The following is a 22,532-nucleotide window of genomic DNA, read 5'->3' as shown; positions in this document are numbered from 1 at the left end:
GAAAGAGGTGAGAGTGTGAGTCCGGAAACTGAAAATAACAATATTCAGGATTATGATCGTGAAAGTAATACCCGAACTTCTATCGCTAAGCCTATTTTACTGTTTATTACGATTTTGGCGGTTTTGTTATCCTTGTTTCACCTATATACTTCTTTTGCAGGTTCCCTGGTTGATATACGGCAAAGGAGCATCCACTTATATAGTTTAATGGCATTAGGGTTTCTGTTATATCCTTTTCGTAAAAAAGGGAAAAAGAAGGGCATACCTTTTTATGATTATATAACAGCAGCTGTATCGTTAGCAGTTGTTGTCTATATGCTTGTAACCGCTGATCGTATTATTGAATCAGGTGGTCAAATTACCAGCCTTGATTTTATCGTCGGGATTGTCATTCTTTTACTGTTATTTGATATGACCAGACGGGTAACAGGCTGGGGATTAGCTACATTATGTTTAGGGTTTTTAATATATGGATTTTATGTAAAATTGGCTATCTATCCTCAGCTAACTGCACCCGTAATTGAGTCGGTATCCAAGCAAATTATCTCTCATCTTGTTTTTATTACTGAAGGGGTTATAGGAACCGCAATTGGTGTTTCTGCTAGTTATATTATTTTATTCATTTTATTCGGAGCCTTCCTTTCCAGATCCGGTATGGGACAAATGTTTAATGATTTAGCACTTGCTATTGCGGGGCATACAAAGGGCGGACCAGCAAAAGTAGCCGTTTTGTCCAGTGGTTTTTTGGGCTCGATTAATGGCTCGGCCATTGCAAATGTGGTGACAACAGGATCTTTTACCATCCCTTTAATGAAAAGAATTGGCTATAACAAAGAATTTTCCGGTGCTGTGGAATCTGCTGCGAGTGTCGGTGGTCAAATATTACCTCCAATAATGGGGGCAGCAGCTTTTATCATGGCTGAAAACTTATCTATGCCTTATACAGATATTATCTTGGCAGGAATTATTCCAGCTTTTTTATTTTACTTAGGGATTCTTCTGCAAATTCATTTTCGCGCCTCTAAACGAGGATTAACAGGAATGCCGAAAAGTAAGCTGCCAGGATTAAAACAAGTGCTGATGGCACGAGGCCATTTATTAATACCGATGTTTTTCTTACTTTATTTATTGTTTTCTGGAAAAACGCCATTTTACGCAGCTTTTTGGTCCATTATAGCTACCATTGCGATTTCCGGAACGAAAAAGATGACAGGGATTATCGGACTCCTATCCTTATTTTTAATTTTCCGGCCGCAAATAACTGCTATTCTGACTGGTAATGGTCTGCCAAATTTAAGAGAAAACTGGTGGGAGTTATTAATTATTGTTGCTGTTCCGATATGCATTAATTTATGGAGGAAGCATTTGAAAATTGAAGCTGAAGAAGTGGGTGTCAAAGAGTGCGTTCAGGCTCTAGAAGATGGGGCTCGTACAACGATTCCCGTCGGTATTGCCTGCGGGGCTGTCGGAATTATTGTTGGAGTGGCATCCCTAACAGGTGTTGCAATAGAGATTGCCAATAGTATAGTAAGTATTGGAGAAATGGTAGGAAGTCCGATTATTCAATTAAGTATAACATTGGTTCTGACGATGCTTACATCCATTATTTTAGGGATGGGTTTACCTAGTATTCCTACTTATATTATTACCAGTACTATGGCAGCACCTATTCTTTTACAGCTTCCTTTATATCAGGAATTAGCCGGATCAAATGAGGTAGGCGTATTTGTTGCCCATATGTTTGTGTTTTACTTTGGGATTTTTGCTAATATCACTCCACCTGTTGCGCTCGCTGCCTTTGCTGGTGCTGGAATTGCTGGCGGGAAGCCGAACAAAACTGGTTTTCAGGCTATGCGGCTGGCGATAGCAGGATTTATTGTGCCGTTTATGTTCGTCTTTTCTCATGAAATGCTGATGATTGATGCTACCTTTTTAAATATCATCATTATCACCATTACATCTATTTTAGGCGTGTTTCTATTATCTGTCATGATGGAAGGTTTCATCTACCATACGGTACCTGTTTGGATGAGATGTATTTCCGGTATAGCAGCGCTTCTTCTGATTTATCCAGGTATTCTCACCGACTTAATTGGTGTACTGGTGTTTCTATTGATTCTGTTAACCAATCGATATAACCGAAGAAATGTTGATTACCAGTCTGCGATTTCATCAGGGCAATAGGTTATAGATATATGCTACGATAAATGTGAGGGGCAACTTAGCTTATTATGGCTTCGATTGCCCTTTTAAAGGATAAGTGAAAGGAGATACTGTGATGGATTTTGGTTTAAAGGGAAAATCAGTATTAGTTTTGGCAGCCAGTAAAGGTTTAGGTAGGGCTACTGCATTAGAATTTGCACGGGAAGGGGCTCATGTTCATATTTCCAGTCGCAATCCGGATGCGCTTGAAGAAACGAAAAAGTATATTCAGGAAGAGACAGGGAATGACCATGTGTACGCCACGGTTTGTGATATCACCCAACCAGATGAGATACAGCATTTGGTTAAAAACTCTGCCCAGACGAGTGGAACGATTGATGTTTTAATAAATAATGCCGGAGGACCACCTGCTGGAACATTTGAAGCATTTGATGATACAGATTGGCAACAGGCCTTTGAATTAAATCTTTTAAGCTTTATCCGTGCGATAAGAGAAGTTCTCCCTTATATGAAGGAGCAGAGAAGTGGACGAATCATCAATTTTGCCTCTTCATCCATTAAACAAACCTTAAATAACCTGATATTATCGAATACTTTCCGCGCAGGTATTGTAGGACTATCAAAAAGCTTATCCCAGGAGCTTGCCCCATATCATATTCTCATTAACACGGTTGGACCTGGTCGAATCGCAACCGACCGCGTAACCCATTTAGATCAAGTTAACGCAGATAAACAAGGGATATCCGTCGAAGAACAAAGAGTGAGGATGGAGAAAGCCATTCCAATGGAAAGATACGGTGAACCGGATGAATTTGCAAAAGCGATTGTCTTTCTTGGATCTGAAGCAAATACATATATGACGGGGCAGTCACTGGTAATTGATGGCGGGTTAGTGAAGGCACTATAGATAGTTTTAAAAATTTTTACAACTTTATGATATAACGCTTAAAATGCTGGTAGTTGGTCAAAAGATTGATTGCCAGCTTTTCTATTTGGGATCGTAGGTGAAGAAATTGAAAGGATTACTTGTTATAGACGTACAAAATGGATTAATCAAGTAAGGGAGATTTTAAAGCAGAAATATCCAAAATAGAGAAAGTCATCCATAATTTAAAAAAATGATGATCCAGATTTTTTATGCGACATTTAGATGATGCAGAAGGTGAGTCCTTTATATAAAAACTCAACAGGTTCCGAATTACATTCTTCTATTGAAATACTGCGGCTGATTGTATGCATAAAAAGAAGAATCCATTTTGTTTGTGAAGAATAGGTATAAGAATTAAAATAAATCCACAAATATCGAGGTGGTAAAATGTTAAAAAATGAAGTTACGAAACGTTTAGGTATTCAATACCCGGTTATACAAGCACCGATGGCAGGCGGAGTAACAACTTCTGATTTGGTAGCGGAGGTTTCCAATGCCGGGGGATTAGGGATGATAGGGGCAGGGTATATGACCCCTGTTCAAATGAGAGAACAAATTAGAGAAATCAGGAATTTAACATCCAGTCCTTTTGGAATAAATCTATTTGTTCCAGCTGAATTTACTGTTACACATAATGAAATAGAATCCTCAAAACACGCCCTGCAACCTATTCGTGATCAATTAAATATTGGTGGTGAGGATAACGTTGAAGTCCCGTCATTTAATAATATTTTAGAATCGTTTCACGAACAAATAAATGTGATTATGGAAGATAAAGTACCCATTTGTTCTTTTACATTTGGTATTCCTTCGAAGGATGTTATTAAGAGTCTAAAAAAACAGGGAATTATATTAGCAGGTACAGCTACAACGGTTAAAGAAGCCATGGAAATTGAGAAAAGTGGATTGGATATCGTTATTGTACAAGGGAGTGAAGCAGGCGGACATCGTGGGAACTTTATCACGGATCATATGGAAAGTTTAATTGGTTTGATGGCACTTATCCCGCAGGTTGTTGATCACGTTCGTATTCCAGTGATTGCTGCAGGAGGAATTATGGATGGTAGAGGATTGATGGCTTCTATATGCTTAGGAGCTAAAGGTGTACAGATGGGAACGGCTTTTTTAAGTTGTGTTGAAAGTGGCGCTAAAGAGATACATAAAGAAGAAATTCGTCATGCCCGGGAAGATCAAATCGTTTTGACCCGTTCATTTTCGGGAAAATGGGCAAGAGGAATACAAAATAAATACATATCAGAAATGAAGGCAAAGGAAGCATCATTACCGGGATTTCCTGTTCAAAATACGTTGACAAAAGGAATTAGAAAAGCATCAGCTTTGCAACAAAATCGTAATTATATGTCTCTCTGGTCTGGGCAGAGTCCAAGGCTTGCGACAAACCTAACAGTGAAATCACTTATGAAGAAAGTGATCAAAGAAGCAGAGGATCTTAATAGTTAGAGAGTGTATTTTTAATACTTATTAACACTGGGATTGGTGAAATGAATGGGGGCTGAAATATTCTCGCCAGTAATAAAAGTGAAAGAGAGCAGAATAGTTGAAAAATAGAATCGGCTAGTTTAAACTTGTTTCCTAATTATAATTCAGAAAAGTTTATATGGTAAAGGAGGCTCCGGTAACCCGAACGGATTTCGAAACGAAGCCAATGTGGCAGGTGCGAAAACCTATAAGGGTGTTGATATGCAAGATATAAAAATGGAACAGACAACGTCATTAAATATGGATAAAAAGTCAGCCCGTTTCGGGATGGCTTTATTATTGGGAGCCTTGACAGCGCTCGGCCCTTTATCGATTGATATGTATTTACCTGCTTTGCCGACATTGACCAGGGATATGCAGGCCGCTACTTCTCTCGGTCAGGCGAGTTTAACGGCTTGCCTTTTCGGACTCGCGATCGGACAGGTGATTTTCGGTTCTCTCAGCGACGCCAAAGGACGACGCACGCCGCTGGTGTTCACTCTTTTCTGCTATGCTGCAGTTTCGGCTTTGAGCGGACTTTCCCCTTCCATCTGGGTTTTGATTGTGATGCGGTTCCTGCAAGGGATGATGGGGGCAGCGGGTGTTGTCATTTCTCGTGCAGTCGTGCGCGATTTGTTTGATGGCTCTGAGATGACCAAATTTTTCTCGCTGTTAATGATGATCAACGGGGCGGCCCCGGTGTTTGCCCCGATAATCGGCGGCCAGATATTGCGAGTAACTGACTGGAATGGGATTTTTTATGTGTTGGGAGGGGTCGGTTTTCTACTGTTTTTGATTATTACGATTTCTCTTCCTGAAACACTGGCATCGGAAAAACGGAACACTGGCGGAATTCGGGAAATGGTCCGTACCTTTGGAAAGCTACTGACCAACCGTAAATTCATGGGCTATGTCCTATCTCAATCCTTCATCTTTGCGATGATGTTTTCTTACATCTCTGGCGGCTCTTTTATCGTGGAGGGGGTTTTTGGTGCTTCCCCTCAGATGTTCAGTATTATTTTTGCCGTCAACGGTGTCGGTATTGTGCTGGCCACTCAGATTACCGGTTTCCTTTCTGGGCATGTGAGTGATACGCGCCTTTTAATCGCTGGCCTGGTGTTGGCTGTCATCAGCAGTCTCTGTTTGTTGGGAGTCATTCTTGCCGGTACCGGTCTTGCCCTTGTATGTGTGTTTCTGTTTTTTGTGGTTTCGAGCATGGGTATCGTCAACACGGCCGGATTCTCACTAGCGATGCAGGATCAATCTCAGCATGCAGGGGGCGCTTCCGCTTTGCTTGGCGTGACTCGATTTGCATGTGCTGGGATTGTGGCTCCCTTCGTCGGCATAGCGGGCAGTACAACGGCGGTACCGATGGGCATTTTAATCGTCATATGTGCATTGCTCGGTACAGGATTTTATTTTCTGTTGGTTGGCCAAAAAAAGATAGCGTAAAGCCGCACAGATTATTTCCGTTATGTGACATTATCTAAAAAAAGCTCTCATCTCTTTTTAAAGTCATGGGAGCTTTCTTTAATGTCTAAAGTCGAAAGAGCTTGAACGTAACCGAAGTGGATCAGATTGGAGTCTTTACTTGGCATGACAGGCGATTATCCTTTTCACCATTCTCCGTACAATAATTCATTGAATCCAATTGCTTCGGATACATTTTTACAAGTCTAACCATGCTTCTGTCTGCGCCTGTAGCTTGTAGATAGTTTACTTAAACTAGGTTTACCCGGGGATCTGTGTTTTTGTTCTTATTTTGTTTTATCCGTCAAGTTATGAAGTTGGTTTGATGACTCAGCGACATTCGTGATGGCACTGTTCATATCCTGAATAATATGAGTGAAATTCTCAAGTTCCTTTTCGATAGCTGTATTATAGTCATTATTTTGAGTCATCGCTGAAACAATCTTATCAAACGATTGGTTGATTTCCTCCATGTTTTCTGTGCTGTTTGAAATTAAGTGGTCAATATCTGTTGCATTATGGGAGACACTTTCAATTTGGTGATTGGTTGTTTGGATAAGTTCGGATACGTTCGATACTGATTCCTTAGTTTGTTCGGCTAATTTTCTTACCTCATCTGCAACAACTGCGAATCCTTTTCCATGCTCACCAGCACGTGCTGCCTCTATCGCTGCGTTTAAGGCTAAAAGGTTTGTTTGTTCTGCAATACCTGTCACGATATCGACAATGTTACGGATTTCGTCTGATATCTCTGTTAATTTACTCATTTCTTCTAGCATTTGACTGATACTGCTCTGAATATCATTTAATTGCTGTTGCTGCGATTCTAGCTCATTTTTTCCTTCTAATGACTGACTCTGGACCTGATGGGAAATTTCCGCACCTTTTGTAGAAACAGATAAAATTTGTTCTGATTTTGATGAAAGCTCTTCGGTTGAAGCATTGGTTTGTTGAGATACGGATGCTAGTGACTTAGCTGTGTTATCAATATCTTCCAATAATTCATTCTTTTTGTCTTCCTCTTCCTGTCGAATACGTTCACTTTCATCTTCAAATGCCTCTAACACTAACTGTTGTTCGATATTTAACATTTTTATTGTCGCTTTTACGGCTCTTATGTAGGAATCTCGATCCTGGATGTAGGTTTCGATTATGCTCATTAATGAGAGTAAGAGGTCTTGGAATGCGCACATGTACCACTTTGATTTTAGTCCGATTTTAACGTGAATATAGGCGATCTTATTTCGTTTTTCAACAAAAGATTGGTCTATTTTGCCGTCGAACATTTCGACAATATGTGTCGTTAAGGTTTTTTTTAAGCGGTCTACTGAACTATTATTATTTATGATTGACATTAAAGATTGTTCATGCTCTAAATTTTTATAAAATTGTGTAACAATCTCGTCCACATGTTGTTCAATAATAGGCTGTAAAGATTTTAAAGTCGATAAATCCTCTGTCCCAAAATCAATCATTTTTAATTGCTTATCCAAATCACTATTTTTTTGGACTTGAATAGTACCTTGAAAATCATCTCTAAATTCAAAGGCAGTTGCAGTTTCTTTACTTTGTGCTGTAAAAAGTTGCTTAATCATTCTTTTTCCTCATTTCTACTATGTATAAGTTTGATTCATTTTTCCTATGAAGCCTCCCATCCTTATTCATCGGTTTTGTCGATGGAATGTTTAACAAATCATTCGAATATAAATATTGGCTTAAGACCTTTAAGACTGTCATGAACCGTAAAATAATTTAAATCTACTATTATACTGGAGTAATTTACTGAGAAATTAATAAAAGCGATGCTTGTGATTAAGCATCGCTTTTATTATGGTTTATTTTCGTTGTTGGTGATGCTTACTTTTTATTTGTTGCCTGGGTCATTTGATGCCATACGGAACCCTTCGCTTCATGACCACCTTCAATACGTTCAATCGCCATGTTGATTTGCAGGCGTACTTCAAACTCGGAATCATCAGCTGCCTCTCTCAAGGCAGGAAGTGCTGATTCATCACCTACTTCATATAAAAACATAGCTGCTCTCCATCTTACTATTTTACTAGGATCTTTTAATGTTGTTATCATTTCCGGAATCGCTTCCTTAAATCCAAGATCTGATAGGCAATCCCCAGCTGTACGACGAACCGTAACGACTTTATCCTTTAGTGCTTTATATAGATAAGGAAGGGCTTCACGTTCTTCAATCATGCCTAAGTATGCTGTTGCGATTCTCCGGACAGACATTTTTTCATCATCAAGTGCTTTATTTAAAACCGGTAAATCTTCAACCGTAGGATCATCCATCCGGTCTAAAGCAGCATAACGTACTTTCCAATCCGGATCATCAAGGGTTTCTAAGGATACTTTGTTTTTCTTTATGGTCTCAGTTGCCTCATCTTTCGGTGTTGGGTTAAGAGCCTGTTCGGCAAGTTCCTCCAAGCGTTCTTCGTCATAACTGGCTGATAATTCTTCTACTACATCTTCTCCGACTTCTTCAGGAGCACCATAGCGTGGATTTTGCTCCACCCATTTTCTTTCCATAACAAAATTCGGACTGTCAGCAGAAGCCTTCATTACAGCATTCATAAATCGTTCAGGTAAACCAAATCGTTTTTCCTCATGCCCGTCTTCAATCTTCACCTGCATCGGTATAGCACGGAACATTTGAATAAATACGCTGATTTCACCAAATGGTTCTCGATTTATAGCATCTTCCTGCTCGGATTGTTCAACCGTGTCAGATTCTCCAAATACTTCACGTACTTGTGGTAAAATTTCTTCCCATGACAGCTTTGGTTTCCGGTCAAGCGCAAGAAAATCAGCCACATGGTAAACATTTTTTACCCCTTCAATTTTAAACAATTCCTGTATAAAGGCTGGAGCGTCTCCTAAATCATCATCAGGTCTATAGTTATGCGTCTCTCCTTCAGGTAAAGGTTCGCTCAATATAATCTTCATGGAATTGGGACTCGGTGTCGGTTCAATAGATATAATCTTCATTTCCATACCACCTTCTAGTGACTTCTCCTTTCCCATTATTGTAAACGATTAAGAGGACAAAGAAAAGCGGAGGCGACTGTTCAGGCCCTACAGCATAAGCAGAATACACGGAGTGGCATGCCTTTTCGCCACGGAGAGGATGATGCTTATGACTGCTTGGGCCTAGGAGCCGCAGCTAGACAAAAAAAGCGGAGGCGACCGGTTAGGTACTGCCGTATAAGTAAAAGGTATGGAGTGGTATGCCCTTAGCCGTATAATAGCTTTTGCTTATGACTGCCGATAGGAGAAACATAGAATATAATACTAGGAATAAACATATTCATTTACAAAATAAGAAGGGGGGATTTGCATGGGAGGATTTGGTCTTATTGTATTGATCGTATTAGGCGTTTTATTTATCATCTTTGCTACTGCCAAATGGAAGCTACATCCGTTTATATCACTCATACTGGCTTCTTTTGGTATTGGTCTTCTAGCTGGGTTACCTTTACTAGATGTTGTAGAGGCTGTGAATGGTGGATTTGGTGGATTAATGAGCAGTATTGGTCTGGTCATTGTTTTTGGGACGGTTATCGGAATTATTTTAGAAAAATCAGGTGCCGCACTTCGAATGGCTGAAGTAGTTTTGAGGCTGGTGGGAGAGAAGCGCCCTCAACTGGCCATGAGTTTGATTGGTTCGATTGTTAGTATCCCTGTTTTTTGTGATTCGGGCTACGTCATTTTATCCTCTCTTAAAAAAGCATTAGCAAAAAGAGCAAAGGTTGCAGTTGCATCCATGGCGGTTGCATTAGCAACGGGTTTATTTGCTACGCATACACTCGTACCACCTACACCAGGACCGATAGCTGCAGCAGGTAATATTGGTGCGGAAAATTATCTGGGAACCATTATTTTAATGGGGCTTCTTATTGCGATTCCAACCATAATTACCGGATATATTTGGTCAGTTAAAGTCGGTACAAAAATTAAAATTGAAGGAGAAGATAAGGAACAAGCTGCATATGATTATCAGACCATTATCAACCAATTTGGGGAGATGCCTTCAGCAGCAAAATCATTTACCCCCATTGTGGTGCCCATTCTGTTAATTGGATTTGGGTCTGTTATTACATTTGCTGGATGGTCTGGTACGATCTTTGATATTTTCTTATTTTTAGGTTCTCCTGTGGTTGCTTTATTGGCGGGTGTACTATTTGCGTTTCTATTATTACCTAAATTTGATGAAGAGACCCTTTCTGAATGGATAGGAATTGGTTTAAAAGAAGCAGCTCCGATTCTGCTTATAACAGGTGCTGGTGGTGCCTTTGGGAATGTGATCAGTTCGACCTCTGTTGCTGAATATATACAAGGATTGGGGGAAAATGCCTTCTTCTCGGGAGCTATGTTCTTGTTTATTCCGTTCCTGATAGCTGCTGGGTTAAAGTCGGCACAAGGTTCATCGACTGCTGCCATTGTCATTACGTCAACGCTCGTAGCTCCTATACTTGTCGAGATTGGTATAGCAGGGGCTGTTCCGCTTGCACTGGTTGTTATGGCTATTGGGGCAGGGGCGATGGTCGTTTCCCATGTGAATGACAGTTATTTCTGGGTGGTAAAAGAGTTCAGCGGAATGAGTGTAACACAAGCCTATAAAGCACAAACAGCAGCTACATTATTACAAGGAATCGTAGCTTTTGTGTTTACCTTTATTTTATGGTTAATCTTTCTGTAAACGCTTAAAAATCGATAAGTTTGAGCTTCCAATGGTATGGATTTTTGGAAGCTTTTTTATTTTGGGAGGAAGGTGGTTCTGGAATATTGGCTTCATTAGATAAGTAAGCTTCTTTTTCACTAATTGTCCATAAACACTTTGCTATTGAGCTTCTGAAAAAGCGAATTAAACTTGATTGCAAAAAGATTAATCGTGAAATTTATCCATTCATTCTATAATACACGAATTCAATCTGTAAGAATTTAATTCTACATAAAAAAATGGAGCCGGATAACCGGGAATTAATCATCCCAATCTCCTTGTACCCTACCTTCTCAAATCATTCCCATAACCTCTCGTGCGGAGCTTCATCCGACAAAATAACCAAAAATATTCCCCTGAATCGGTATTGACAATCATTCTCAATGAGCTATAATGAGGGTGTCTAATTGATAATGAATCTCATTTTCATTATTTAAAACCATTCTAATGTGGGCGAAACAAAATGGCGTTACATGTAATCTAGATTACAATGATTTTAATTCATTTATAATGAGGAATTTATATGAAAAAGAGATATTTACTAATTGTACTTCTAATCCTGTCCGTAATATCGCTGTTTATCGGGGTATCTGAGGTATCACCATTAGATCTATTCAGACTACATAGTGAAGAGATACAAATCTTATATGTTAGTAGAATCCCACGCTTAATTAGTATTCTTATTGCCGGCATGAGTTTAAGTGTTGCGGGATTAATTATGATGCAGCTAACAAGAAACCGATTTGTATCACCAACAACAGCGGGAACGATGGATTCTGCCCGCTTTGGAATTCTTATATCAATGATGGTATTTACCTCAGCCAGTCCGTTGCAGAAAATGCTTGTTGCATTTGTATTTGCCCTGTTAGGAACCTTTATATTCATGAAAATCCTGGACAAAGTCAAATTTAAGGATACGATTTTTATTCCATTAGTAGGCTTGATGTTTGGAAATATCGTGAGTTCATTATCAACTTTTTTTGCTTATAAAAACGATTTAATACAAAATATGTCTTCTTGGCTGCAAGGAGATTTTTCCTTAATTATTCAAGGTCGATATGAATTATTATTTCTCAGTATTCCACTACTGTTAATTGCTTACTTTTTTGCCAATCGATTTACCATTGCTGGAATGGGGGAGGAATTTGCTAAAAATTTAGGGTTACATTACCGGCAAGTCGTAAATATAGGATTAGCCATTGTTGCGATGGTAAGCGCTGTAGTTGTACTGACAGTGGGAATGATTCCTTTCCTCGGTCTTGTTATACCGAATAGTGTGACGATTTCTCGGGGAGATCATTTAAAAAACAATCTTCCGCATACAGCCTTGCTAGGAGCGATATTTGTTCTGGCATGTGACATTTTAAGTCGCTTGATTATCTATCCTTATGAAATTGCTATAGGACTTACAGTAGGTGTCGTTGGAAGTGCAATATTTGTTTACTTACTAGTTAGGAGAAAGACATATGGGCTATAAAACAAAGATCTCCGTTTTAGCTGGACTAAGCATGATGCTTATTTCCATATTCTTATTTACAGATATCTCTGGAAATTGGAGCTATATTTTATCAAGGAGAGTTATCAAACTAGTAGCGATTGTTTTAACAGGAGCTGCGATTGCATTTTCAACAGTCGTCTTTCAAACGATCACCAATAATAGAATTCTAACCCCCAGTATTCTTGGATTAGATTCGCTTTATATGCTGATACAAACCTTTCTTATTTTTGCATTCGGCTCTATGAATCTAACCATGCTTAATCAAAATATGAATTTCATCCTTTCTGTGGGGGTTATGGTTGTCTTTGCAGGCCTATTATACAAACTTCTATTTAAGGGAGAACAACAGACTATTTACTTTCTTCTTTTAATTGGGCTTGTGATTGGCACATTATTTGAAAGTCTTTCAACCTTTATGCAGGTATTACTGGATCCTAATGAATTTTTAGTTGTTCAGGACCGGATGTTTGCAAGCTTTAACAATGTCAATGAGGATGTTTTAATCTTAGCTGGCATTGGACTTGTGGTCATGACTTTGTATGGAATGAAATTTTTAAGGTATTTAGATGTTCTATCCCTGGGAAGAGATCAGGCTATTAATCTTGGTGTGAATTATGATTATGTTATCAAACGTTTACTCATTGTTATTGCAGTTTTGGTTTCGATTTCAACAGCTCTTGTAGGCCCCATTACATTTTTGGGGTTACTTGTAGCCAATGTTGCCCATGAGTTTATGCGAACCTATCGCCACAATTATTTGATTTCGGGAGCTATTTTGATTAGCTTCATTGCGTTAATCGGCGGCCAATTACTGGTGGAAAGAGTCTTTACATTCTCCACAACCTTAAGTGTGATTGTGAATTTTGTTGGCGGTGTTTATTTTATCTATCTTTTGTTAAAGGAGAGTAAAAAATGGTAGAGTTAAAAAATCTTTTAAAAGAGTACGGAGATAAACCGGTTGTTGAAGATGTCTCATTAACCATTCAAAAGGGAAAAATCACCTCCTTTATTGGTCCAAATGGGGCAGGAAAAAGTACACTTGTATCCATGATTTCTCGATTAATAGCAAGAGATGAGGGTGAGGTCTATATTGATGGAATGGAAATTAGTCGTTGTAAAAGCAATGATCTCGCCAAAAAAATCGCCATTTTAAAGCAATCCAATTTTATTAATATTCGCTTACGTGTGAAGGAGCTCGTATCCTTTGGCCGTTTTCCATATTCAAAAGGACGTTTAACAAAAGAGGACTGGAAGTTTGTTGATGACGCGATTGCCTACATGGGTTTAGAGGATATGCAGGATAAGTATTTACATCAATTGAGTGGTGGTCAAAAGCAGCGGGCTTACATAGCGATGGTGCTTGCGCAGGATACAGAATATATCATTTTAGATGAACCCTTAAATAACCTGGACATGAAGCATTCCGTACAAATTATGAAAACGCTAAGAAAACTGGTCAATGATTTGGGAAAAACGATTGTCATTGTTATACACGATATTAATTTTGCTTCCTGTTATTCAGACTACATTGTAGCTTTGAAAGACGGAAAGCTGGTCAAAGAAGGAACAACAGATGAGATGATTGAACCATCTGTTTTAAAAGAAGTATATGGAATGGACTTTACGATTGAAAACATAGATGGAAATAAGATATGTGTATATTTTTCATAAATAGTGAGGAGGATGATGTATGAATATAAGAAAAGTTGGTTTACTGATTCTTTTTATGTCAATTCTTTTTCTGGCGGCATGTGGGGGGAATGATTCCGATTCTACTCAGGCATCAGAATCGGATACGATGACGGTTGAACACAAACTGGGAAATACAGATGTTCCGAAAAATCCGGAAAAAGTGGTTGTATTTGATTATGGAATTTTAGACTCCCTGGGCAAAATGGGTGTGGAGGTAGCCGGTGTACCTCAAGCTAGCCTGCCACCTTATCTATCTAAATATGAGTCTGACGATTATGAGAATGTAGGAAGCTTAAAGGAGCCAGATTTTGAGAAGATCGCAGAAATCAACCCGGACCTGATTATTATTTCAGGAAGGCAGCAGGATTTATATGAAAAATTAAGTGATATTTCGCCTACGATTTACTTAGGTGTAGATACAACCAGATACATGGAGTCCTTCAAAGAAAATATGAATGTATTAGGGAAAGTCTTTGAACAAGAAGAGTTTATTTCAGAAGAACTTGCCAAAATAGAAGATTCCATAAGTCAATTAAAAGAATCAGCTAAAAGTGTCGAAAATTCCCTTATCGTGCTATCAAATGAAGGAAGCCTTAGTGCATACGGTCCAGAATCGCGTTTTGGAATCATTCATGATGTATTTGGCCTTCCAGCAGTAGCGGAGGACATTGAGGTATCTACACATGGGCAAAGTATAAGCTTTGAGTATCTAGTAGAAAAAGATCCAGAGCATCTTTATGTTATTGATCGCACGGCAGCTATTGGTGGAGATGTGATGGCAAAGGAAGCATTAGATAATGAGCTTGTGAAAAAGACAAGAGCGTATCAAAATGACAAAATCACATACTTAGATCCAAACTACTGGTATTTATCAGGTGGTGGATTGATGTCTGTTTCTGAAATGATATCGGAAATTAAAAGCAGTTTAGAGTAAAAAGGAAAATAAAAGGGCTGTTTGGCTTCAGGAAGGATACATAAGCTAAAACAGTCCTTTTTTAATGATTTGATACATAGATGTAAAACATTTGTAAATAACGCCTGTCCAGGGCGTCATGATGCTATTCCCCATCTTTTCTGAATTTTACGTGACTTGATTCGTGCGTGCAAACATGATTGAATAGGGTTTGCAAACTAAAAAGAGGAGTGAATATGATTTTGATGAAAAAAGCATTAGTAAGCTTAGCAGCGATTCTTCTCGTTTTTCTAGCAGCGTGTTCAGGCGGAGAGAATGAAGAGAATAAAAATAATAACCAGGAAGAAAATGCAACAAAACAGGTTGATGAAGATAAAACAGTAGCAAAAGTTAATGGGGAAGAACTAAAAGGAAAAGACTTTAATATGATTTATGAGCAAATTTCCTCAGTTTATCAAGGCCAGGATATCTCTGAAGATCAAATGAAAAAGGCAACATTAGACCAATTAGTTGGACAGGAACTCTTATTACAAGAGGCACAGAATCAAGGCTTTAAACCAACCAAAAAAGAAATTAACGAACAATTTGACAAGCAGTATAAGTCTAATTTTGATAATGAAGAAGCTTTTCAAAAGGCTATGAAAGAGAATAATTTGACAGAAGAACAGTTAAAAAATAACCTTTCAGAACAATTAGCTGTTGATAAATATATCAATGAAGAAGTAGAAACAAGTGAACCGACAGAGAAAGAAATTCAAGATTACTTTGAACAAATGAAACAGATGTCACAAGAAGAAGTAAAACTTGAAGATGTGAAAGACAGTATCGTAACACAGTTGAAGCAGCAAAAGCAAAATGAGAAAGTTAGTAAACTTGTTGAACAATTAAAAGAAAAAAATGACGTCGAACTATTACTATAAAAGTATGGGATATCCTCCCATACTTTTTCCGCTTTTAACCGACCTCAAATATAATATAAACCTTTTGGCATACGATTAGGAAGAACCTGATCATTCTAGTCATACTATAAAGGTCACATTTTGAAGCAGTCAAAATGGGCTTATTTCTTAATTTTGCTTAAACCCGTTTGGATTAAAATGTAACCGGGAATTAATTAGCATGTAATAGAAGTGTAAAGGCTTGAACCCTATCTGATTTAGCCTTTTTAACGTAGATTATATAGGAACCTTAATTTTAACATTAATGAGGTGAGAGTGATGGGGACCCACACAAAGCGTGATCCTTATTTTGATAACGCACGTTTTATTCTGATTTTCCTTGTGGTGATAGGTCATATGATTAGTCCTTATCGCCACGATAATCAGCTTTTAAATACCATTTATAAATTTATTTATACTTTTCATATGCCTGGATTCATCCTGATTGCCGGTTATTTTGCGAAGAATGTATTTAAAAAAGGGTATATACAAAAACTCACAAAAAAATTACTGTTACCCTATCTCATTTTCCAAGTAATTTTTTCCTGCTTTTTTGTTGTGGTTGAAGGAGAAGAAGGATTTACCCTATTTGATCCAGAATGGACCTTATGGTTTTTATTAAGCCTATTAGGATGGCATCTTTTATTACTTGTCTTTGCAAGAATACCATATGCACTGACTATAGCTTTGCTTATAGGATTATTTATTGGCATGGTTCCAATGGTTGGAACGTATTTAAGCTTATCTAGAACCTTTGTATTTTTCCCGATTTTTCTACTGGGGTATAAACTGAAAAAAGAGCATTTTGCAGCTTTAAGAGACCCGACTTATCAAAAAGCTGCCCTTTTCCTTTTAATCGGATTATTTATTTCTTATCATACCATTCTTAGTGACTTAACTACGGATTGGTTATTAGCTTCATCCTCCTATACAGATATTGGTGTAGATGAGACCTACGGCGTGTGGATGCGTCTGTTTATATATGGAGTTGTCTTTTTATCAACCTTTAGTGTGCTTTCCTTGATCCCAAACCGGAGATTTGCCTTTACCGATCTCGGAGGAAGAACACTTTATATCTATTTATTGCATGGTTTAGTAATCAAAATACTTGATTTAACACCTATTTTTGAAAGAATAACACAGACGGGACAGCTATGGCTCTTTTTAGTCCTTTCGATTACCTTAACGATTCTGCTGGGTTCACGCCCTGTAACGAAATCAACGAAACCTCTTATAGAACCATATCGAATCTTTAATAACTAAGTGGGTAGCTCAAAGTCTACCCACTTTTTTAAGAACTAACCATTTTCCCACCGTTTACGTGAATGACCTGGCCGGATACATAGGAAGAATCATCAGAAGCTAAGTATACATAGGCCGGAGCTAATTGATACGGCTGTCCAGCATGACTGAGTGGAACATTTTGGCCAAAGGTTGTGACATCCTGCTCAGTGAAACTGGATGGAATAAGTGGAGTCCAAATAGGCCCTGGTGCAACAGCATTAACATGAATTCCCTGCTTAGCCAGATTTTGTGAAAGGGCTCTTGTAAAACCTAAAATTGCCCCTTTGGTTGCCGTATAATCAATGAGTTGTTCATTTCCCTCATACGCCACAACAGATGTAGTATTAATAATTTTAGCTCCCTTTTGCATAGAAGGAAGAGCAGCTTTTGTTAAGTAAAAAAAAGGATAAATGTTCGTTTTAAAGGTTAAATCCCACTGCTCTGCTGTGATATCAAGAAAGTTTTTTTGCGGGAACTGAACGGCATGGTTATTAACTAAAATGTCGATATGATCAAAATGATTCATCGTTTGGCTGATGGCCTTTTGACATTGGGCTTCATCCTTTAAGTCCCCGGTAATTAGTAGACATTCTCTCCCAATCTCTTCAACTCGTTTCCTCGTTCGCTGAGCATCTTCATTCTCATCGTCTGAAATATAAGGAATCACCACATGAGCACCTTCCTTGGCAAAAGCGATGGCAACAGCTGCTCCAATTCCACTATCTCCTCCTGTAATAATGGCCACTTTATCTTTTAATTTACCAGATCCCTGATATTGAACATCTTCTATAATCGGACTTGGGACCATTAAGGATTCAATACCGGGCTGCTGAGGCTGGTGCTGAGGCGGAAATGCATTTGGCTGGTTTTGTGAAGATTGATCCATGTTGTTTCATCCTTCCTTTTGAAGTTTTATGCTAGGATTTAAATCAATGTTTTGGGTAATCCTCTTAGTAGTATGTGTAAGAGCATGTGGGATTAAAGGATTTTTTTGTGTCTTTGCCTAATTATACTTGTAGAAAACTTTTATGAAGAAGGTGGGTTTCATGTATGAAAAGAATGGCTATAGTTCTTCTCATCATGATGTTAACAGCTTGTGAAAATGAAGAAGAACCCCCGCAAACCCTTAAGGATAATGAGGAAGCTGTTGAGACGAATAAGCTTTCTAATATAGAAGTCATCGCAGAAAATTTAAACATCCCATGGAACATTACGAAGCATAAGGGCACGTTTTATTTAAGTCAACGTGAAGGTTCTATCCAAAGAATTGATGCAATAACCGGAGAGGTGACGTTACAGCCCCTTAACGTAACAAAAGAGATTGTTCATGAAGGTGAAGGAGGGCTGTTAGGATTTATTTTACTCCCCGACTTTGATACGACAAACGAAGCTTTTGCTTATCATACATATCAGGAGGACGGGAGACTTCGGAATCGAGTGATTCGATTACAATTGCAGGATGATGCATGGGTGGAAATGGATGTTTTACTTGATGATATTCCAGGTGGCTCGATACATAATGGTGGTCGTCTAAAAATAGGCCCGGACCAGAACCTGTATGTAACTACAGGGGATGCTGGTAATGCCGATTATGCTCAGAATCTCGATTCTCTGGCTGGCAAAATTTTAAGAATGAATGTAGATGGAAGCATACCGAGTGATAATCCTTTTCAAAATTCCTATGTATATTCTTATGGACACCGAAATCCTCAAGGTCTCGCTTGGAATGAGGATGGAGAGCTTTTTAGCACAGAGCATGGACAAACGGCTCATGATGAACTCAATTTGATTGAAGCAGGTAATAACTACGGGTGGCCGGTGATTCAGGGGGATGAAGAAGAACCAAGTATGATAACCCCTTATTATCAACACAGGGAACACAACCTGGGCTCCATCTGGAATAGCCATCAGAGAGGATAAATTGTATATCGCTACATTAAGAGGGTCCCATTTAATTGAATTTGATTTACGAACGAAGGAGGAGCGTGTCATATACGATAGAAGGGACAGACTTCGTGATATCTTTATCCTTAACGATTCGATTTATACGATTACAAATAACAGGGATGGCCGGGGAACTCCAAAAGAAGGTGACGATAAACTCATTCAATTGCAAATGGAAACAGAAAGTTAACACAATAAAATGATAAGAAGTTGTGCCTTTTCATAACATCATTTAAAATAGAAATTGTAATTCAAACTAAACCAATCGGAATAAAATGAACTCCAATACCTTTTGAGGGAGGAATCCAATTGTCAGACTTATTTTCTCCATTTATTAAAACAGAAAAACAGAATGAATTGTATAAGCTGGCAGAAAAGTTAGCACTACGAGTTAAGGAAAGAGCAAAAGAAACAGATGAACAAGCCGCTTTTTCTAAGGAAAATTTACGAGATCTGAAGGAAACAGACTATGTTACGTTAACATTGCCGAAAAAATATGGTGGCAAGGAAATTTCTATTTATGAATTGCTTCTCGTTCAGGAAAAGTTAGCCGAAGGGGATGGGTCTGCTGCATTATCAATGGGCTGGCATTTAGGTGTTGTAAAAGAACTGGCAGAAGATGACCTCTGGGATGAATCGGTATTTGACCGTTTTGCTAAAGAAGTTAGCGAAGAAAAGAAAATTGTAAATCGTATCGCTTCAGAGCCTGCTACCGGAAGTCCATCAAGAGGAGGAATTCCAGAGACACGTGCTGTTAGAGATGGTGATAACTATATCATAAATGGACATAAAAATTTTGCCACAATGGCTGGTGTTCTGGATTATTATATTGTGACTGCTTACGTTGAGGATCAGGAAGAGATTGGATCCTTTCTTATTCCTGCTATAACTCCGGGAGTGAATGTGAAGCATACATGGGATACATTAGGTATGCGGGGCACAGCTAGTGATGATTTGCTCTTAGAGGATGTGAGGGTACATCAGGATCAATTGGTGGAAATGAAACAGCAATCGAAAAAGCCAAAAGGCTGGTTGTTGCATATCCCGGCATGCTATTTAGGGATTGCTATTGCTGCACGGAATGAGGCCATTGAATTTGCCAAAAGTTATCAGCCAAACAGCTTAAACACACCTATTTCCGAGGTTCCCCACATTCAACAAAAGATTGGAGAAATGGACTTTGAGCTTTTAAGAGCTCGTCAATTTATGTATGCTGTAGCGGAAAAATGGGATCAATTCCCAGAAAAACAAATGGAACTTGGTCCGGAACTATCTGCAGTCAAAGTAGCGGCAACAAACGCGGCAAGTAAAGTGGTAGATTTAGCGATGAGAATTGTAGGAGGACGAGGATTGTCTAAGCATTTCAATTTTGAACGTTATTATCGGGATGTACGGGCAGGTTTACACAATCCCCCGATGGAAGACGCTGTGATTCAGATGCTGGCAAGAAAGGCTATTGATGCTAAATAACGTCCAAACACAAATCCCGTATCCTTTTAAAATAAGAGGATACGGGATTTGTGTTTGATTTTTTCGTTTATGCATTTGCCCGTTTAAAGCTTACGGTTGCAAGGAAGACAAGAATAAAGGCAAAAATCACAATGAATATAACTTCCTCAAAAATGGTTAGCTGCCTTCCGAATAAAGTAAGATTAAGCCCCATTGCATCCATTACAGTAGAAGACATATTCTCAATGTCTACCATCACCTTTTTCATCACATCGACACCGTAGGTTACAGGATTGATTTTGACGATAAAATCCATCCATGCTGGCATATTACTAACAGGAAAAAGGGCACCTGATAAGAAAATCATGGGCATGACCAGAATTTGTACAGTTAACTGAAAGCCCTGGGTCGAGTTAATTAAACTTGAAAATAACAATCCAAGTGAAGACAAAGCACATCCTAATAGAAACATGAAGGGTATTACCTGAATTAACGCCATAATATCATAGGATAGTCCCAATAAAGGGATAAGTAAAAAGAGCATAATTCCCTGTATGGTGGCAATTGTCGCTGAACCAAGCATTTTCCCAACTGCAATGCTGACTCTTGAAATAGGCGATACCATAATTTCTTTCATATACCCAAAATCTTTATCCTCTATAACAGACATAGCTGAAAAGATTGAGGTCATAAGAAGTGTCATGGCAACAATTCCAGGGAATACGAATTCTACATAGTTAAACTCTCCGGCACCTTCTGGCATACTTCCTGCCATCATCGTTTCCATGGAGCCGCTCATTCCTCCACCAAAAATTAATAAAAATAATATGGGCATGGTAAAAGATCCAAATAATCGTGCCTTATCGCGAAAAAACTTAAGTAAATCTCTTTGCCAAATGGCAATAATTCCTTCCATTCTATCCTCTCCTATTCTTTCACCGTTTCGCCTATTTTTCGACCTGTAAACGCTAAGAATACATCATTTAATGTTGGTTTCCGAATATTTAATCTGGTAATCGGAATATTTAATGTTTTGATAAAAGATGAAATAAATGCATCACTGCTTGCAACTTTCAGATGAATCGTATCTTCATCCACGGTTACTTCAGCTTCTTTTACTTTCTCATGAATCTCTTTTAATGCCTGTTCGTTGTCTTCCGTGGATAGTTCAATAATATCGCCACCAAGCTGATCTTTTAAAGCAGTTGGGGAATCGATGGCAATGATGTCTCCCTGGTCCATAATGGCGACACGATCGCTGATTTCAGCTTCATCCAGGTAGTGTGTGGTAAGGAACATCGTAATGCCTTCTTTTTCTTTTAAACGCAAAATATATTCCCATAAGTGAGCCCGGGTTTGTGGATCTAATCCTACTGTTGGCTCATCCAGGAATAAAACTTTCGGATAATGAAGAAGGCCACGTGCGATTTCCAAGCGACGCTTCATCCCACCTGAAAAGGTTTCGACACGCTGACTTTTTTCTTCAACCAGGTCTACGATTTCCAATACTTCCTGAATTCGTTCTTCTCGTTTGTCTTTAGGTACATTATAAAACCGGCAGTGAAGCATGAGATTTTCATGGGCGGTCAGTTTTTCATCAAGGGTATTTTCCTGAAAAATAATCCCGATACTTCCACGGACAGCGTCTTTATCCTTGCTTACATCGTACCCGTTAATCACAATATTGCCTGAGGTAGGCTTCAACATGGTACAAATCATATTAATCGTTGTACTTTTTCCGGCACCATTAGGCCCAAGAAAACCAAAAATCTCTCCTTCCTCTACTTCAAAATTGATTCCTTTCACCGCTTCAACATTCTTATAGCTTTTGGTTAAGTTGTGGACGGAAATAATAGATTCCAAATTAATGACCTCCATATGGAAAAAATAACTATTAAACATTATCTACTTTATCAGGAAAGAAGTCAAAATATAAAACACCTCAGGGGGAGACATGACATCATAAGTAAAAAATGAGGAGCAGCTTAGTATTTATTTGATTATTGAATAGTTTATACAGGTATGTCATACTTTTATTAAGT

19 protein-coding genes and 1 pseudogene are annotated in these 22,532 nt (G+C 38.6%); 14 read left to right on the top strand and 6 right to left on the bottom strand.

Annotated elements, in window-relative coordinates; genetic code table 11:
- The first annotated feature begins 15 nt into the window (after window positions 1-15).
- From BMX63_RS00685 to BMX63_RS00670, 4 genes are all read left to right on the top strand, one after another.
- The gene (locus BMX63_RS00685) at window positions 16-2,184 is read left to right on the top strand and encodes a TRAP transporter permease (RefSeq protein WP_245732663.1); all 2,169 of its coding nucleotides are present in this window, start codon (window positions 16-18) and stop codon (window positions 2,182-2,184) included.
- Window positions 2,185-2,278: 94 nt separating this feature from the next.
- The gene (locus tag BMX63_RS00680; RefSeq protein ID WP_093130951.1) at window positions 2,279-3,070 is read left to right on the top strand and encodes an SDR family oxidoreductase; all 792 of its coding nucleotides are present in this window, start codon (window positions 2,279-2,281) and stop codon (window positions 3,068-3,070) included.
- A gap of 408 nt (window positions 3,071-3,478) precedes the next feature.
- A complete protein-coding gene (locus tag BMX63_RS00675; RefSeq protein WP_093130949.1) occupies window positions 3,479-4,552 on the top strand; it encodes an NAD(P)H-dependent flavin oxidoreductase in 1,074 nt (357 codons plus the stop codon).
- A gap of 255 nt (window positions 4,553-4,807) precedes the next feature.
- Complete coding sequence (locus tag BMX63_RS00670; RefSeq protein WP_220083793.1) at window positions 4,808-6,022, top strand: multidrug effflux MFS transporter; 1,215 nt, start codon at window positions 4,808-4,810, stop codon at window positions 6,020-6,022.
- 305 nt (window positions 6,023-6,327) lie between these two features.
- Here the strand turns inward: BMX63_RS00670 and BMX63_RS18790 are convergent, their stop codons facing one another.
- From BMX63_RS18790 to BMX63_RS00660, 3 genes and pseudogenes are all read right to left on the bottom strand, one after another.
- Complete coding sequence (locus BMX63_RS18790; RefSeq protein ID WP_425441442.1) at window positions 6,328-6,819, bottom strand: methyl-accepting chemotaxis protein; 492 nt, start codon at window positions 6,817-6,819, stop codon at window positions 6,328-6,330.
- Window positions 6,820-7,089: 270 nt separating this feature from the next.
- Window positions 7,090-7,635, bottom strand: a pseudogene (locus tag BMX63_RS18785) (protoglobin domain-containing protein); the annotation flags it as partial.
- A gap of 262 nt (window positions 7,636-7,897) precedes the next feature.
- Window positions 7,898-9,040, bottom strand: a complete 1,143-nt coding sequence (locus tag BMX63_RS00660; RefSeq protein ID WP_093130943.1) for a conserved virulence factor C family protein — start codon at window positions 9,038-9,040, stop codon at window positions 7,898-7,900.
- Between the two features lie 349 nt (window positions 9,041-9,389).
- On the opposite strand from BMX63_RS00660, the gene BMX63_RS00655 reads away from it, so the two are divergent.
- The 7 genes from BMX63_RS00655 to BMX63_RS00625 all read left to right on the top strand — a co-directional run bounded on the left by BMX63_RS00655 (window position 9,390) and on the right by BMX63_RS00625 (window position 17,076).
- Window positions 9,390-10,751 carry a GntP family permease gene (locus tag BMX63_RS00655; RefSeq protein ID WP_093130941.1) on the top strand — a complete coding sequence of 454 codons (1,362 nt, stop codon included), beginning with the start codon at window positions 9,390-9,392 and terminating at the stop codon, window positions 10,749-10,751.
- Between the two features lie 544 nt (window positions 10,752-11,295).
- Entirely contained in the window at window positions 11,296-12,249 is a 954-nt protein-coding gene (locus tag BMX63_RS00650; protein WP_093130939.1) for an ABC transporter permease, read from the top strand.
- Window positions 12,239-13,189, top strand: a complete 951-nt coding sequence (locus BMX63_RS00645) for an iron chelate uptake ABC transporter family permease subunit (protein ID WP_093130937.1) — start codon at window positions 12,239-12,241, stop codon at window positions 13,187-13,189. Before BMX63_RS00650 ends, BMX63_RS00645 begins: the two co-directional genes overlap by 11 nt.
- Window positions 13,183-13,941: an iron ABC transporter ATP-binding protein gene (locus tag BMX63_RS00640; RefSeq protein ID WP_093130935.1), complete on the top strand. Its 759-nt coding sequence runs from the start codon at window positions 13,183-13,185 to the stop codon at window positions 13,939-13,941. The genes BMX63_RS00645 and BMX63_RS00640 overlap by 7 nt, the downstream gene beginning before the upstream one ends.
- A 19-nt stretch (window positions 13,942-13,960) precedes the next feature.
- On the top strand, window positions 13,961-14,896 hold the full coding sequence (locus BMX63_RS00635) for a siderophore ABC transporter substrate-binding protein (protein ID WP_093130933.1): 936 nt from the start codon (window positions 13,961-13,963) through the stop codon (window positions 14,894-14,896).
- A gap of 215 nt (window positions 14,897-15,111) precedes the next feature.
- On the top strand, window positions 15,112-15,795 hold the full coding sequence (locus BMX63_RS00630) for a SurA N-terminal domain-containing protein (protein WP_093130931.1): 684 nt from the start codon (window positions 15,112-15,114) through the stop codon (window positions 15,793-15,795).
- A 297-nt stretch (window positions 15,796-16,092) separates the two neighbouring features.
- Window positions 16,093-17,076, top strand: a complete 984-nt coding sequence (locus BMX63_RS00625) for an acyltransferase family protein (RefSeq protein WP_093130929.1) — start codon at window positions 16,093-16,095, stop codon at window positions 17,074-17,076.
- Between the two features lie 28 nt (window positions 17,077-17,104).
- On the opposite strand, the gene BMX63_RS00620 is transcribed toward BMX63_RS00625, so the two are convergent.
- Window positions 17,105-17,983, bottom strand: a complete 879-nt coding sequence (locus BMX63_RS00620) for an SDR family oxidoreductase (RefSeq protein WP_093130927.1) — start codon at window positions 17,981-17,983, stop codon at window positions 17,105-17,107.
- A 164-nt stretch (window positions 17,984-18,147) separates the two neighbouring features.
- Between BMX63_RS00620 and BMX63_RS00615 the strand changes: the two genes are divergently transcribed.
- The 3 genes from BMX63_RS00615 (at window position 18,148) to BMX63_RS00610 (ending at window position 20,511) form a co-directional block, all read left to right on the top strand.
- A complete protein-coding gene (locus BMX63_RS00615) occupies window positions 18,148-19,017 on the top strand; it encodes a PQQ-dependent sugar dehydrogenase (protein WP_245732662.1) in 870 nt (289 codons plus the stop codon).
- 1 nt (window position 19,018) lies between these two features.
- Window positions 19,019-19,231: a PQQ-dependent sugar dehydrogenase gene (locus BMX63_RS18330; protein WP_245732661.1), complete on the top strand. Its 213-nt coding sequence runs from the start codon at window positions 19,019-19,021 to the stop codon at window positions 19,229-19,231.
- Between the two features lie 119 nt (window positions 19,232-19,350).
- Window positions 19,351-20,511, top strand: a complete 1,161-nt coding sequence (locus tag BMX63_RS00610; protein WP_093130925.1) for an acyl-CoA dehydrogenase family protein — start codon at window positions 19,351-19,353, stop codon at window positions 20,509-20,511.
- A gap of 67 nt (window positions 20,512-20,578) precedes the next feature.
- On the opposite strand, the gene BMX63_RS00605 is transcribed toward BMX63_RS00610, so the two are convergent.
- A complete protein-coding gene (locus BMX63_RS00605; RefSeq protein ID WP_093130923.1) occupies window positions 20,579-21,406 on the bottom strand; it encodes an ABC transporter permease in 828 nt (275 codons plus the stop codon).
- Between the two features lie 11 nt (window positions 21,407-21,417).
- Complete coding sequence (locus tag BMX63_RS00600) at window positions 21,418-22,353, bottom strand: ATP-binding cassette domain-containing protein (protein WP_093130921.1); 936 nt, start codon at window positions 22,351-22,353, stop codon at window positions 21,418-21,420.
- Window positions 22,354-22,532: the final 179 nt, after the last annotated feature.

The organism is Salinibacillus kushneri (genome assembly GCF_900111405.1).
Classification (GTDB): Bacteria; Bacillota; Bacilli; order Bacillales; family Alkalibacillaceae; genus Salinibacillus; species Salinibacillus kushneri.
Note: the sequence above shows the minus strand (reverse complement) of the source record. Positions and strands in the feature narration are given on the sequence as shown.

Bases quoted from the DNA above. Each gene is read 5' to 3' on its own strand.
- BMX63_RS00680 (WP_093130951.1), top strand. From the start codon at position 2,279: ATGGATTTTGGTTTAAAGGGAAAATCAGTATTAGTTTTGGCAGCCAGT.
- BMX63_RS00675 (WP_093130949.1), top strand. From the start codon at position 3,479: ATGTTAAAAAATGAAGTTACGAAACGTTTAGGTATTCAATACCCGGTT.
- BMX63_RS00670 (WP_220083793.1), top strand. From the start codon at position 4,808: ATGGAACAGACAACGTCATTAAATATGGATAAAAAGTCAGCCCGTTTC.
- BMX63_RS18790 (WP_425441442.1), bottom strand. From the start codon at position 6,819: ATGCTAGAAGAAATGAGTAAATTAACAGAGATATCAGACGAAATCCGT.
- BMX63_RS00660 (WP_093130943.1), bottom strand. From the start codon at position 9,040: ATGAAGATTATATCTATTGAACCGACACCGAGTCCCAATTCCATGAAG.
- BMX63_RS00655 (WP_093130941.1), top strand. From the start codon at position 9,390: ATGGGAGGATTTGGTCTTATTGTATTGATCGTATTAGGCGTTTTATTT.
- BMX63_RS00650 (WP_093130939.1), top strand. From the start codon at position 11,296: ATGAAAAAGAGATATTTACTAATTGTACTTCTAATCCTGTCCGTAATA.
- BMX63_RS00645 (WP_093130937.1), top strand. From the start codon at position 12,239: ATGGGCTATAAAACAAAGATCTCCGTTTTAGCTGGACTAAGCATGATG.
- BMX63_RS00640 (WP_093130935.1), top strand. From the start codon at position 13,183: ATGGTAGAGTTAAAAAATCTTTTAAAAGAGTACGGAGATAAACCGGTT.
- BMX63_RS00635 (WP_093130933.1), top strand. From the start codon at position 13,961: ATGAATATAAGAAAAGTTGGTTTACTGATTCTTTTTATGTCAATTCTT.
- BMX63_RS00630 (WP_093130931.1), top strand. From the start codon at position 15,112: ATGATTTTGATGAAAAAAGCATTAGTAAGCTTAGCAGCGATTCTTCTC.
- BMX63_RS00625 (WP_093130929.1), top strand. From the start codon at position 16,093: ATGGGGACCCACACAAAGCGTGATCCTTATTTTGATAACGCACGTTTT.
- BMX63_RS00620 (WP_093130927.1), bottom strand. From the start codon at position 17,983: ATGGATCAATCTTCACAAAACCAGCCAAATGCATTTCCGCCTCAGCAC.
- BMX63_RS00615 (WP_245732662.1), top strand. From the start codon at position 18,148: ATGAAAAGAATGGCTATAGTTCTTCTCATCATGATGTTAACAGCTTGT.
- BMX63_RS00605 (WP_093130923.1), bottom strand. From the start codon at position 21,406: ATGGAAGGAATTATTGCCATTTGGCAAAGAGATTTACTTAAGTTTTTT.